Here is a 13,574-nt window from a genome sequence, read left to right as displayed (position 1 = left end):
CATTTTGGCAATATTGGGGTCGATTTTCTCATGACTCGACCTCATTAAAGCAAAGGACAGGCCAACCGGAAGTCATTTCTCAACAATTTGTCATTTATTACTTTAAGTTTTAGAAACGACATTTTACCCGGTTCAGCGGGCAATTTTGTTCAGGCTGTCCAGACACGTCCCCCGGCAAGAGAGGGCTTGGGCAGATGGCCGGATTCCGGGCTTACGTCGCCACTCCGATCCTCTGACCAGTTTGGACTTCCAGTATCATCTCGCCCACTCTGCGTCGGCAGTTGCCACTCAGATTCAAGTTGGTCATGCTCCCCGGTGAATCGGGGTGAAATATCAATTTGCTCCACCGGATGCCCGTGTTGCCTCAACCAACTCACGAGTTGCTCGCGCTGGTCTGCAAGAATAGCAATCGCTTGAGGATCGGCAGCAATCTTCAGAGAGTATGATTCGGACTCGTTGATGATGTCGATGTCAATGGTGCCCATTTCACCGAGCGGAACCGAAATCCGGAGCTCGTCCGGCTCAACTACTCTCTGTTTTGACAGTTCCAGTGCTTGTTGAATCGCGACCCGAATGTTGTCTGGGAGCGTGTTCTGGTGAGGAGCGACGACTTTGGAAGTTGCAACTGATGAGTTATTCTGTGGTGCAATTTCTCGAACTTGTCCGGCACCGGCACGGCTTTCGTTCTCACTGGAATGAGGTTGCCGCACTTCTTGAGCCTTATTGCTAAACTCTGAGCGATGGGAATCCTCTGTCGTTCTCCAAGGCTCATCCGGTTTCCCATGACTTGTTTCAACGGTCCGCTTGGTTCTTTCTTCGTTCCGTATTGCTGCTGCCTGGGGAATCGCGTCAAACACAGGTGGAGTCAGTTTCATTGCGGCTGACATATTAAAGGCCTTTTCCTGAGGCGAAACAGTCTCAGGAGCTTTCAAAGAGCCATGCGTATTGTCCATGGCAGGCGGTTTCATCGGTTTGCCAATCACCTCACTTGGTCGTCCTTCCCAAGCTGGACGTCGTTCCTTGCCATCGGAGCGAGCATCAGCAGGATCAAAAACATTTTCAAAATTGCCCTGATATCTCACTTCAGGTCCTGTGGGCGCAGGTGCAATTCCCTGCTTCAAAATAGCGCTCCCCTCCAGTTGCAGCTTCGGCAGTTTGAAGTAGACTGAATCTCCCTCGGTGTGGATTTTCACCTTTGGAGAATCGTTTTCAGAAGAAATGATCGGCAGTTTGAAGTAGACTGAATCTCCCTCGGTGTGGATTTTCACCTTAGGAGAATCGTTTTCAGAAGAAATGAATGGAATGAACTCTTCAGACTTAAGTGAGCTATTGGATACTTCGCCCGGTTTCACAGCACGGACCTTCGTATCAGATTCAAAGCTTGCCAGATTGCCGCTTGAATTGCGCACTTTTGCTTCAAAGCGGAATGTGGACTGAAAATGACTGATGATCTCCGTGACTGCCGATTTCACACTCAGGTCTAAGCCAACTGGAGATGTCACGTCATTTGTCGTGTTCAATACCTTATTTGACGTGTCTTGAACTTCACCGGCAGGCAGTGCCCTGACACTCTGAGCATTCGTACTGGCCGTGCGAAGTGTGCCATTCGTGGTCCTATGCCTGCCAGTATTCATTATCGTTGGTGCTTCTGCGGTGTCAAGCTTCGAATGCTTGAGGCCTGTTACTTGTTCTACTTTCCCCCGGTTTTGCTCAGGTATTTCCTTATGCGAACTGCTCTGATCTTTAATTTGAGAATGAGGCGCTTGGCGAACCGGGACGGAAGTCTCGGCTGAATTGTTTGCCGAACGCGACACAAGCTTACTATGGGATTGTGATTCCGGCCATGCACCGAAGGAGCGCTCGGTCGCCGAGCTTGCGTTCTTTTGCAATCCTTCCGGAATTGCTGACTGCCTGATAGATACATGGTCTTCCGCGCTGGCCACGGTGTCCGCAGCGCGAGTTTTCTTGCGAGTTACCGTTTCTTGCGGCGTGACTTGTGCATGAGCATTTGCCCTCTGCGGATTGGCTTGTGTGGGGCGCAAGTCGACATGATGTGTCAAATCACTATTGGACTTGGCGAGGGTATCGGGTTTGTCAGTTGCTTTCAGTGTGGTCACTTTCAAAGACTGCCCCTCTCGCTGCGCCGCAGTGGAAACAATTAGTCCGGCCATGTTCGATTGGCGTCCCTCGATAGCCGCTGCCCGACTACCCTTCAATTGGTCAACCCCTGCCGATTCACTTGCTTTGGCTTCAGGCTTAATGACTCTTTCGGTCTGATGACCCGACTCCGGTGCATGTGCGATCACCGTAATGCCTGAAGAAACTCCCTGCGCTGGCACGACACTCGCAAGTGTCGCGGTGGCCTGTGCCGACGATTTATATTCCCTCGTTCCCACGGTCTTCGACCGTTCCTTCAAGTTGTCTTGTGATTCCTCATGTGCAACACTATAGCGTCCTGAAAGCAAAACCGCCGGCTGTTGTGCCGACGGTCTTTGGAAGGTACCGGTACTCGCCTTTCTCCCCGGCGGAGAAGTAGTGTCTGATACTACGGAAAGCACGCTGCCAAAGCCTTTCTCCTTCTGCAGGGCAGGCCGAGGAACGGCGCTCTTCGGCAGAACCGTTTTGACTGCTTTCAGCAATCCCGCCTTCATGAGGGGCTCTTAACTCCTGACAGTTCAGCCATTTTCGTCGCAACAGATGCCGCTATCGGAACAGGGAGCGATGCCATCATTTTCGCTCCGCTGCGGCTCTTCATTCGCATTACAAGTTGAACAATGGTCTCGGTCGGAAGACGCTCGGCAATGACTGCGGCTTCATCCGGCTTCATACCCTCTAGCAGTTTGGCCAACTTGGCAATCTCAGCAGTTGATTTCGGAGCTTCGGTCAAAACGACTTCGCCGTCTTGCTCCTCGGCCGTCTCGTCGGCAGAGTCTTCTCCGCTTTCATGGCCATCGCCAGCCGCAGAGATCGCGTTTTCAGTCCCGGCCTCGGATTGACTGGCGTTCGTTCCGCTCTTGCTTAGTGCGGTTTCATTGCCTGTAGCCGCGGCCGCGCTTGAAGTGCCATGCGCGCTTGTGCTATCCGAAGAGACAACCGCCCCGTCGTGCCCAAGCGAATCAGTACCGGCATGAGGTTCGTTGGCTTCGTGGGTTTGCCCAACGATCAGGGAATCATCGTGCGTGGAAGCAGTTGAATCGCTTTGCACGGCACTGAGGATTTCACTTTTCGGCTGTGTCATGCGCAGCAGAAAGTACATGCCAACATTCAGCACAACAAACGTGCCGGTGTAAATCGCGATAGGTATGATGAGTTTCTTCATTGTGAGTGTCCGCTGCGTTTGCGTGATTGCTCGTCGGCGATCTTCTGCTCTAATTCAATCAATTCACTCCGCCATGCGTCCCGCTTTTTCTCTCCAAGCTTTTCAAGACTCATTGAGCGCTTTCTGGCTTCGATGAACCTGCGGCGAGCTTCAGACTCATGCCGCAGGTATTCGTTAACGACTCCGGTTTGATAACCGACAATTCTGTCAATTCTTTGCAGGTACTTCCAGTCAATTTGACGGTCGACAATTCGGAATTCAGTTTGAATTGCCGCATCCATGGAGAGACATTGCGCCTCTTTCTCATTGGCGAAGAGTTCAAGCTTCTGCTGCTGAGCTGCAAGTGCTCTCTCCGCCCGTCTCTGTTCGGATAGTCGCAGAGACTCTTGGATCTTTCGCACTCGCAATACCCTGTCAAGGCTGAATCTGAACTTTTTCATTTACCCCGCGAGCAGCCTTAAACCTTCCTTTGCTTCTGCAAAAGAGGAACCTTCATTCATATCTTGCTTCAAATACATATGTATTGAAGGTAACTTCTCAATGGCCTGGTCAAGCGTCGGTATCGATCCTCGCGCGTATGCTCCAATCGATATTAGGTCTTCCCCTTCTTGATAAGAGGCAAGCCATTCATTGATTTTCGCGACACATCTGCGATGCTCGCTGTCCACGACATGCGGCATCACTCGGCTTATGCTGCTCAATACATCAATCGCCGGGAAGTGCCCGCGTGCCGCGATCTTTCTGGACAGCACGATATGACCGTCCAGAATGCTTCGCATGCTGTCTGCCACGGGCTCAAGCATATCGTCGCCGTCAACAAGTACGGTATAGATTGCCGTAATGGATCCTTTATCCGAGTTGCCTGTTCGTTCGAGAAGTTTTGGCAGCATGGCAAAGACTGACGGCGGATAACCCCTGGTCGCGACCGGTTCATTGAGTGACAAACCGACTTCACGCAAGGCATGGCAGACGCGCGTAACGCTGTCCATCATCAGCAGCACCCGTTTCCCCTGATCCCGAAAATACTCCGCAATTGATGTCGCCGCCAAAGCGCCTTTTATCCGCAGAAGCGGCCATCGGTCTGATGTTTCACAGACAACAACAGACTTGCTCAAACCATCCGGACCAAGCGCGTCTTCAATAAAGTCCCGCACCTCTCTGCCGCGTTCGCCCACGAGTCCGACGACGATAACGTCCGCATTCGTGTTGCGTGCCATCATGCCTAACAGAACGCTTTTCCCGACTCCACTGCCGGCGAAAATGCCCACACGCTGCCCTTCTCCAAATGTCAGCATACCATCGATGGCCCGGACTCCGACTTGCAATGGCCTCGTCACTCGCGGCCTGGACAATGGGCTTGGACTCTCATTGTTCAGCGGCCGGTAAGTTTGAGCCTGAATCGCACCTCTACCGTCAATAGGCTCACCAAGGCTGTTGATAACACGGCCAAGCAAGCCGTTGCCGACAGGAACAAGCTGTGTTCTGTTCAAGTCAACCACTTCGTCACCCGGACAAACACCACCGAGATCCTCAAGTGCCATGAGCAAAGTCATCGGGCCGTCAAAGCCGACAACTTCCGCCAGTCTGTCGCCCTTTGATGTGGCTACGCAGCAGAGATTTCCAATTGCACTTCGCGGACCCTTTGATTCAAGGACCAGTCCTCGCACACTGTTCACGCGGCCCACAGCGCGCACTGGGGTTGAATGCTGAAGCAAACTCTGCGCTTGTGCGAGCAAGTCGCTCACGCTCGCTTCTCCAACGACATTTCAAGCTGTTGTTTCAAAGTTGAAAGCTGTGTAGCCAGCCGCGCATCAAGCGAACCAATATCTGAATCGATCAAGCAATCGCCGCGACTCAAGCTCTCATCCGGACGAAGGTCGAGCACCGCCGATGAAGAAAGAGTACTCGCTATTTCTGAAGTCTTGTCACGCAGAATCTCAAGATCCTTGGGATGCACTCTGACCGTTACCTGCTTTGCCTCCCCGATGGAGCGCAAAGCATTCTTCACAATTCCCGCAAGCAGTTCGGGCTTGATCTGAAGCTCGGTGTTCAAGATTTTCTCGGCCATTTGAGTCGCAAGGCTGACGAGCTGATCTTCAAATCGCAAAGCTAAATCTGCGCGTTCAGCGATCAGCATTTGAGCGTATTGCTCCATAAGCTCGAGTGCGGGCGAAAGCTCCCGGAAGGCGATGTCGCGTCCAAGAATCTTGCCTTGCTCAATTCCCTCCAATCGAGCTCTCTCGACCTCAGCGGCATGACGCTTTCGTTCTGACTCCGGAACACGAAGCGCGGCGTTCGTTCCAAGCAACGTTGCCGGCCGGACAGGTCTAGCCGGATCCTGCACAACTTCCTTGAAAAAGTTCACAGGCCGTTCAGTGAATCTGGTGAATTGTGCGGGCGTAATTGCCGCATCGTCTGCTAATCTCAGTACCTTTCCCATACTACTCCACCATGACCTCGCCCTTGCTTCCCGTTGCCACGACGATCTGACCCTGCTCTTCAAGCTTGCGAATTGTGTCAACAACCTGCTGCTGTGCAACTTCTACTTCCTTGAGCCGCACAGGTCCCATATACTCGATTTCCTCCTTGATTGTCTCGGCCGCACGCTCGGACATATTTGCCAGAACTCTCGCCTTGACATCCGGATTGACATGCTTCAACGCAAGTGCGAGGTCCTTGTTGTCAACTTCTTTAAGCACCTTTTGAATCGACCGATCATCAAGCTGGATGATATCCTCGAACACAAACATGAGATTCTTCATCTCGGTGGCAAGTTCCGGCGCACGCTCATTAATCTTCGCCAAGATTGAGCGCTCCGCAGACGTTCCAATAAGATTTAGAATCTCAGCGGCAGCCTTCACGCCGCCAAGCTTGCTTGAGCTTTGCGAAAAGTCAACTCGCGATTCAAGAACAGCCTCTACGGCGGAAATCGTCTCCGGAGCAACCCGCTCCATGTTTGCATATCTCATCATGACCTCAGCCTGCAGGTCCGGCGAGAGATCAGCAAGAATCTGCGCGCTCTGTGCGGGCTGCAGCTGGCTAAGCACGAAGGCGATCGTTTGCGGGTGTTCTTTCTGCATGAATGCGAGAAGCTGATTTGCATCGACGTTCTTCAAGACATTAAAGCCTTTGACTCGAATCATGCGCTCTATACGGCGAATGATTTCGACCGCCTTCTCCTGTCCAAGTGAGCGATTGAGAACTTCCTCTGCGTATTGTATACCGCCGACAGCAACGAAGTCCTGCGCCGACATCATGTGGTAAAACTCTTCCACAACAGAATTTGCCAAAGCCGAATCTACGTTTCTGAGACGCAGCATTTCTTTGGTGATTTCTTCAATCTCCTCTTGCTGCAGCCGTTTGTAAAGCTCTGCCGAAGCGTCCGGGCCGATGGAAATCATCAGCACCGCGGCCTTCTGGAGATTTGTGATTCGCTGCGGAGTCGGTTTATTGGTTTGCGCCATCTGCCACCCAGCTTCTAAGAATTTGTGCCGCGTTCTCCGGTTTGTTCATTACAAACTGCACGGTCCTGTTTAGCATTTCCTGAGCCCGAATCGCCTCAACTGACGGTCCGCCATCATCGATCTCGATTAGTTGTGGACCCTCTGTCTGGCTCTTGAACACGACCTTGGGACCCGCTGGAGCATTCATCACCGCTGCGGCTGTTCCCATTGGACTGACCGAACCACCGCTGGCTGAATTGTCGTACGTGGCGTGCGGGAGCTGACCGGCTGCGGGCGCGCTCGCTGCAAGTTGACCTCCGTGTGCGGCAGCCGCCATCATTACTGGCTGTCCGCCCGGTCCCAACTGCATCACCGCCGCTCCGTGAGGCAGAGACGGAAGTCTCTCACTCATCCTATTCATCACACTGCGAATAGCAAAGAAGGCCAGAACGAGCACCAGCGCAAGAATAATCTTGTCTGCGTATTGCATGAGCAGCGACAGCCAGTTTGTCGGAGTCTGAACCGCAGGAGTCAACAGCGCAGTTGTCTCGTTGAACTGAAATGACATGACCGTCAATTCATCACTGCGGTTTGCGTCAATTCCCAGCGCGCTTGACACCATCTGCCTGAATTTCTCAAGCTCCTGAGGAGTTCGCTCCACATACTGCAAGACCGCGTTGCCTGCCGAGTCCACATTGCTCGTGTAATTCCCGTCAATCAAAACGGATGCCCATATCTTTTCTACGTTCCCTACTTCCGGCACAACCTTTTCTACTGTTCTCGGAACTTGGTAATTGGTCACGCTTTTTTCGGAGGCGCCGGTATTCGGGTCATCGCTCGTCTGAGTTTCCTCGGAAAGTGTCGCAACCCTATCTGGATTGTAATCCTCTGAAGTCCGCTCAATCCGATTCCAATTCAATTTCACCGTGACTTCGACACGGGATCTCCCCGGACCGACCACATCAGATAAAAGCGACTGCGCCTTTCGTTCGAGCTCTTGTTCAACCATTGTCTGCATTTCAAGCTGCGTCGACGATAATCCCGCCAGGTCATCGCGCGGCCCGTTCGTCAGTGGATTGCCCTCCGAATCCATAATTGTTACATGCTCCGGGTCAAGTCCTTCCACAGCATATGCCGTCAGCGTGGTCAAAGCAGCGACCTGCTTCTTGCTCATGCTGAAACCCGGCTTCAGAGTGAGCACAACTGACGCTGTCGCGGGCTTCTGGTCCTCTTTGAACAACCGCTGCTCAGGCACCACGAGATGCACACGGGCATTCTCGACGCCCTCTATTGATGACATGGTTCGCGCCAGCTCGCCTTCAACTGCCCGACGCTGATTCAGTTTCTGAAGCTGATCTGTCAAGCCAAGTTGCGGCTTGTCAAATATCTCGTATCCAAGTTCACCCGAGTGCGGGATTCCCTTCTCGGCAAATGTCAATCGCAGAGTGTTAACATGCTGTTGCGGGACTTTAATTGTCCCGTCGCTTGTCACGTCAAACGGTATCTTCTCGTCCCGAAGTTGATCGGCGACCGCCGCCGCATCCTTTGACTCAAGTCCGCTGTATAGCGTCGCCATCACCGGACGAGTCGTATACGTGATTGCCGCAGCCGAAATCGCCACGATCAGACCGACGCCGATGATTAGCATTGCCCGCTGATTGATGGTCAGCCGTTGCCAGAGTTCACGCAGAGTGTCGAGTGGATTGCCCATGTATTGAAATGTTCGTGTTTACTCGCCCTGATTATACCGGCGTTCTCATTAGCTCCTGATACCCTTCAAGCGCCTTCTTGCGAATTTCCAGGAGCAGTGCCATCGAGATGGATGCCTCCTCGACAGCCGCCATGACTTCATGGATATCCTGAATCTGTCCGGTCGCAAATTGCTGTGTCTTCTCGCCCGCCTGCACCTGCATCGCGTTGACGTTGCCGATGAAGTTCGATAGAGTGTCGCCAAATGACTCGCCTGCTCCGGGTGCTGCCTTGGGCTGTGTGCCTTCGGCAATCGGCGGAATCGGTTTGATACTGTCAATACCGTAAATCATGTCAGGCCCTCAAGTCAAGATGTTTGCCCAGCTCTTCGACCGGGCGGAAGCGATCAAATTCAGCATGCTTTTGTGCGATGAGTTCGCGCAGTCTGGCCTCAGCGTCGTCCCGCTGCCCGGCAGGCTGCGTACTCTGCTGACCTGCAACTTTCTGCTGCAGAGATACGGTGGAAGTGTAGCTGGAGTTGATTTTCATGGATTATAGTTCAAGCGCTTTCTTCATCATCGCCTTGGTCGCATTAAACGCCGTGACATTAGCTTCAAAGGCTCTCGAGGCGCTGATTAGCTCAGTCATTTCCTGCACAATGTCTACATTGGGCATGCGCACAATTCCGTTCTCGTCCGCATCGGGATGGCTCGGATCATATACTTCGCGGAAAGGGCTTTGATCTTCTTGTATCGAAGCCGTTACTCCGTTGGACGGAGCGAGAATCTTGGCTTCCGAACGGCCAAACATGTGGCTGCCGTCTGACCTTGCCAGTTTCTGGTGTGTGCCGCGCTCAAGCACTGCTTCAAATCGTTTCTCTTCAGAGAGCACTGTGTCCTTCCTGCGGTACGGACCACCCTCTTCCGTGCGGGTAGTCTCGATATTGGCAATGTTCTCAGCGATCGCATTCATTCGCTTGCGCTGAGCGGTCATTCCCGACGTGCTTGTGTTCATACCGTTGAAGAGGGGATGGATTTCCATGAAGTTTCCCTTGAACTTTTTTGCCACGAGTGCAATAAGCAGTTATCGTGCCTACCGCGTCAAAACTTTAATCCGCTGGTTAGTATCCACCAAAACATATTGATTTATATGTACATAGCGTTTGAAGCTCGGACTCTTAAGTTTGGAAGTTCTTTGTCTAATATTCTTCTTCCGGCACCATTTTCCTACTCCTCTAACTTGAACTTGCCTGCGCAATTGACATAGCTCAGAGCACATGAATTGACAAGAATCATGTTATTGTTTTCCTATGCCTCTAACTCAAACCAGTGATGCTATCGACTTAAACAAGCTAACGCTCTCGGATAAACAACTCCAGAATCATGATTTGGTCGCTGCTGGAGCAATCGACTCATCACGCGAGGAACGTTCACAGTAATCCTGCATATATGAATTGCATCACTTGTTTTCATCCATTAACCGTTGGACAGAACAAGTTCACAATTTTTCTGTTTAGTTCAGGCTCCGCTTGCTTCACGAAGATTGACATGGTATATTGAAACAACAGGTAATCGATATCGGCCGGTTTCGGCTGATAAGCAGGTCAAAGCGAGTCTTCCGTAACCGCGCATGGGTTAGAAGGCTCGCTCTGTTTTTGTGCATCACTCTGCTCCCTGCGCACCCAGATTTTTGTAATGGTTGAAAGGAGTGAATCATGGTATTTCGAAATATCATGTTCTGGACGGCGTCAGTGATATTCATTGCCGGTATTCTTACGGCGACAGAATCGTGGATATCTCGCCCTCCTTCCAGAAATCCGCTGGATTTTCAGTACGATAGTAGTTGGAGCGGTCGGCCGCTTACTTCAAGCGAAAGCACAACAGTTCGCCAGGCTATTGATTCCATCCGCACTCCGCCTCCGGATTCAATTACATACACCGACGCCGCCGGAAACACTCTAACCGTCTCCTGCTCTACGTTGGCAAACGCACTGCAAGGTCAGCTTGAATCGGGCACAATGGAAGCGGAGACGCTGAATGACGACTATGCAGGCGGTGAATACTGGGACGAGATAAATATCAACGATGACGTGCTCGCAGACGCCGGAAGCAGCGGCAACACCGATTATCTTGAAGAGTTGCTTGTCCACGAAGGCACGCACAAGGGTCAATCCAATTCATTACCCGAAACTGACACCGAGATACCGGCTTACGGCGCGGAACTCGCTTACAAGGATTCAATTGGTCTCGACAGTACCGATGCCGACTACCGGTTTACTCGGGATAAACTGAGGGAATACCGTCGCATTCATACCTACAATGCGTTGAAGAAAATGCTCGAGTCATCGTGGCTGACAAGTTGGGTCGTGCGTTACTTGCCGAAGGACCCTCCCGAAAATTGGCAGCTTGCCGCATTTCAACCCGGCGACTCTCAGGAGATTCTCTTTGACCTCGGACCACTCGAGGTATCGGACATGCATGGATTCGAAGACTACTTCGCGCCCGGCATATCCCTGCTCATGCTCGCCGGTGCTCATCGGGATGGCGGAAGCCATCTCACGGCCGCAATGATTGATCACGGTCAAGTCGTACAGCCTTTCCCCTTCTGGCAGATGCGATATCCTCCCGGCCTTTACTCATTTGCATATAGTGAGCAAATGCACTGTTACTTCTTCGTGGATACATTGATGAAGTTCATTATCGTCGCGCCGGATATGGACGGGAACAAACTGCCGGACGGTCCGACACCTCTCTGGGCGACTGCAATGCAATTCCCTGAAATTACGGATATGTTAAGTGTTACTCCGACAAATCACCCTCAGCATGGATTCGGCTTGCTTGTGAATGATTGCGACGCACACTTCTCCCGCTGGATCCCCGCTTACGCCGAGCGGCCATTTCTAAAAGATTTGGGAGGGCCTGAAGGAGCGGATGTCAGTTTCATGTGCCGCAGATTCGAGTTTGTGAACATCAAACCGCGCATTACCGAACCTTGGCCGTGGCAAGGTGACATGCAATGCACTGTATTCGGCACTTGGACTCACCCCGTAGAAGTGTGGACGACGGATCCAAGCGGAGAAATACTCATCGAGCCGCTTGGCGTCGCAGTTTTGGCCGATGACATTGTCGGACAATGCCCGTTGCTGCGTCCGCTGCTTGCCGGCGAAAGGATTGTCGCCGTTGATCCAATCAGTGGAAAAAGATTGCGTACTGCCTACCAGGTGCCGGAACCGATACCGCGTGAGTTGACAATTCGTTATATGGAATCAGGTGAACTCCGGCTGGATTGGATGGACGTTGTCGGCGCTGCGTCTTACGGCATCGAAGTCTCTTTTGACGGCTATGTTTGGGAGGACCCGGGATTGTCAACGCAGGAGAGCGAAATAACGCTTCCTCTGCTTCATCTCAACCTCACGATGTTTAGAGTCGTTGCCCGTCGGTAGTCAAAGAAGTGAGTGGATGCAAACAAAAAGGGTTCCCGTGAAGGGAACCCTTTTGTCAATTCGGAGCTATTCAATCAATCAACGGAGATACCTTCTTCCCGGTATTCCCGCAGTTTGTTTCGTAATGTTCGGATGGAGATGCCGAGTGATTCCGCCGTCTTCGTGCGATTGTTATCATGCACGCGCAATGCCCGGAAGATCGCCGCCTTCTCTATCTCTGACAGCGTCGCAGTCGTCTGTGCGTCAAGGGTAAACATCGTCTCTGAGTGCGGCGCGGCCTCTATGCCGTCCAGATAAAGGTGCTTCGTCCGTACCATGGTCTCATCGCACATGATAACTGCCCGCTCCATCTTGTGCTGAAGTTCACGCACGTTTCCCGGCCACTCGTAGTTCAGAAGCTGCTCCATCGCCGTTTCGTCCAGCCCGTGAACATCCTTCGCGTATTCATTGGCATAGTACGCCACAAAGTGCGTTGCCAGAACCGGAATATCCTCGCGACGCTCGCGCAGTGGACTTACCTTGATCGGACAAACGTTTAGCCGGTGATACAAATCTTCGCGGAACTGATCTTCGGAAATTGCCTTTTTCAAGTCTCGGTTCGTCGTAGCCACGATTCTCACGTCAATCTTGATGGTCTCGCGCCCTCCGAGTTTCTCAAACTCCCGTTCTTGAAGCACCCGCAGCAGTTTGGCCTGCATCGTCGGTGACATTTCCGAAACTTCATCTAACAGTAACGTCCCTCCGTTCGCCATCGCAAACCGGCCTTCCACAGTCTTGATTGCGCCCGTAAAAGCACCCTTCTCGTGACCGAAGAGTTCCGATTCCATGAGTGTTTCCGGCATCGCCGCACAGTTGATCTTTACAAACGGGCCGTTCCGGCGCGGGCTGTTTTCGTGCAAGGCGCGTGCGATCAATTCCTTGCCGGTGCCTGATTCCCCTTGAATCAGCACTGTCGCTTTTGTCGGCACAATCATCTCGAGCTGCTCCAATACCTCGAGCATCTTGGGCGACTGACCAAGTATGTTGTTGAACTGAAACTTCGTGCCCAGTTCACGTTTCAACTGATAGTTTTCGAGTTTGAGCTTGCGCGATTCAAAGGCTTTCTGAATACGCAGGAGGAGAGTCTCTTGGGGGAAGGGCTTCTCGAGAAAGTCGATTGCCCCGTCTTTCAAGGCGGCCACGGCTTCCGGTACGCTGCCGTATTGCGTCATGATAACTACATCGACTCCCGGAAACCGCTCATGTACGGTTCTCAGAAGTTGGAGGCCGGACATCTTAGGCATCCGGACATCCGTCACGATCACATCAAACTGTTGACCGTCTTCAAGGAGGTTGAGTGCGGTCAGCCCATCCTCGCAGGCTTCGACCGTGTAATTTCTACGCTTAAGAGTTTGGACTAACCAATCACGGAAGTGCTGTTCGTCGTCTACAACAAGAATTCGATTTTTGGCCATGTGACGGCGCTCCTCTTCGACTCTGACGAAGGTGTATGGGGTCAAACGTGTTGAAAATTGTCAGCATAACAAACCTTATCCACAACTTCGCGCCATCGCCATCGCTATAGCAAGTATATGTACATCCTTCCTAAAAGCAGCATGTTAGTACATATTCTGCCATAGGTGCGCTCAATATACTAATGGATTGTGAGTTTGTCAAGCACTTTTTGCCGAGGGAAAGTGTT

At 52.1% G+C, this 13,574-nt stretch carries 12 protein-coding genes; 1 reads left to right on the top strand and 11 read right to left on the bottom strand.

The features are described from left to right. Positions 1 to 149: 149 nt before the first annotated feature. The 10 genes from HUU59_00210 to flgC are packed head-to-tail and all read right to left on the bottom strand — an operon-like array spanning position 150 to position 9,492. Positions 150 to 2,651, bottom strand: coding sequence for a hypothetical protein (locus HUU59_00210; protein ID NUO17860.1), 2,502 nt, complete (start codon positions 2,649 to 2,651; stop codon positions 150 to 152). Beyond that, on the bottom strand, positions 2,648 to 3,319 hold the full coding sequence (locus tag HUU59_00205) for a hypothetical protein (GenBank protein ID NUO17859.1): 672 nt from the start codon (positions 3,317 to 3,319) through the stop codon (positions 2,648 to 2,650). The genes HUU59_00210 and HUU59_00205 overlap by 4 nt, the downstream gene beginning before the upstream one ends. Further along, the gene (locus HUU59_00200) at positions 3,316 to 3,720 is read right to left on the bottom strand and encodes a hypothetical protein (protein NUO17858.1); all 405 of its coding nucleotides are present in this window, start codon (positions 3,718 to 3,720) and stop codon (positions 3,316 to 3,318) included. Before HUU59_00200 ends, HUU59_00205 begins: the two co-directional genes overlap by 4 nt. Before the next feature lie 39 nt (positions 3,721 to 3,759). Further along, the gene (locus HUU59_00195) at positions 3,760 to 5,064 is read right to left on the bottom strand and encodes a FliI/YscN family ATPase (GenBank protein ID NUO17857.1); all 1,305 of its coding nucleotides are present in this window, start codon (positions 5,062 to 5,064) and stop codon (positions 3,760 to 3,762) included. After that, on the bottom strand, positions 5,061 to 5,759 hold the full coding sequence (locus tag HUU59_00190) for a hypothetical protein (GenBank protein NUO17856.1): 699 nt from the start codon (positions 5,757 to 5,759) through the stop codon (positions 5,061 to 5,063). Before HUU59_00190 ends, HUU59_00195 begins: the two co-directional genes overlap by 4 nt. A 1-nt stretch (position 5,760) precedes the next feature. Continuing rightward, entirely contained in the window at positions 5,761 to 6,783 is a 1,023-nt protein-coding gene (gene fliG / locus HUU59_00185) for a flagellar motor switch protein FliG (protein ID NUO17855.1), read from the bottom strand. After that, positions 6,767 to 8,473, bottom strand: a complete 1,707-nt coding sequence (gene fliF / locus HUU59_00180) for a flagellar M-ring protein FliF (GenBank protein ID NUO17854.1) — start codon at positions 8,471 to 8,473, stop codon at positions 6,767 to 6,769. The genes fliG and fliF overlap by 17 nt, the downstream gene beginning before the upstream one ends. Positions 8,474 to 8,504: 31 nt before the next feature. Then, positions 8,505 to 8,804, bottom strand: a complete 300-nt coding sequence (fliE, locus tag HUU59_00175) for a flagellar hook-basal body complex protein FliE (protein NUO17853.1) — start codon at positions 8,802 to 8,804, stop codon at positions 8,505 to 8,507. A gap of 1 nt (position 8,805) precedes the next feature. After that, positions 8,806 to 9,000, bottom strand: a complete 195-nt coding sequence (locus HUU59_00170) for a hypothetical protein (GenBank protein ID NUO17852.1) — start codon at positions 8,998 to 9,000, stop codon at positions 8,806 to 8,808. Positions 9,001 to 9,003: 3 nt separating this feature from the next. Beyond that, the gene (gene flgC / locus HUU59_00165) at positions 9,004 to 9,492 is read right to left on the bottom strand and encodes a flagellar basal body rod protein FlgC (protein NUO17851.1); all 489 of its coding nucleotides are present in this window, start codon (positions 9,490 to 9,492) and stop codon (positions 9,004 to 9,006) included. Between the two features lie 673 nt (positions 9,493 to 10,165). Here flgC and HUU59_00160 point away from each other — a divergent pair. Continuing rightward, positions 10,166 to 11,893 (top strand): hypothetical protein, encoded by a 1,728-nt coding sequence (locus tag HUU59_00160; protein ID NUO17850.1) that lies wholly within the window; start codon positions 10,166 to 10,168, stop codon positions 11,891 to 11,893. Positions 11,894 to 11,967: 74 nt separating this feature from the next. On the opposite strand, the gene HUU59_00155 is transcribed toward HUU59_00160, so the two are convergent. Continuing rightward, the gene (locus HUU59_00155) at positions 11,968 to 13,347 is read right to left on the bottom strand and encodes a sigma-54-dependent Fis family transcriptional regulator (GenBank protein NUO17849.1); all 1,380 of its coding nucleotides are present in this window, start codon (positions 13,345 to 13,347) and stop codon (positions 11,968 to 11,970) included. Positions 13,348 to 13,574: the final 227 nt, after the last annotated feature.

It is taken from the genome of bacterium, assembly GCA_013360195.1.
In the GTDB taxonomy this organism is placed as follows: Bacteria; Electryoneota; RPQS01; order RPQS01; family RPQS01; genus JABWCQ01.
The sequence above is the reverse complement of the archived record's forward strand: the minus strand, read 5'-3'. Positions and strand labels throughout refer to the sequence as shown.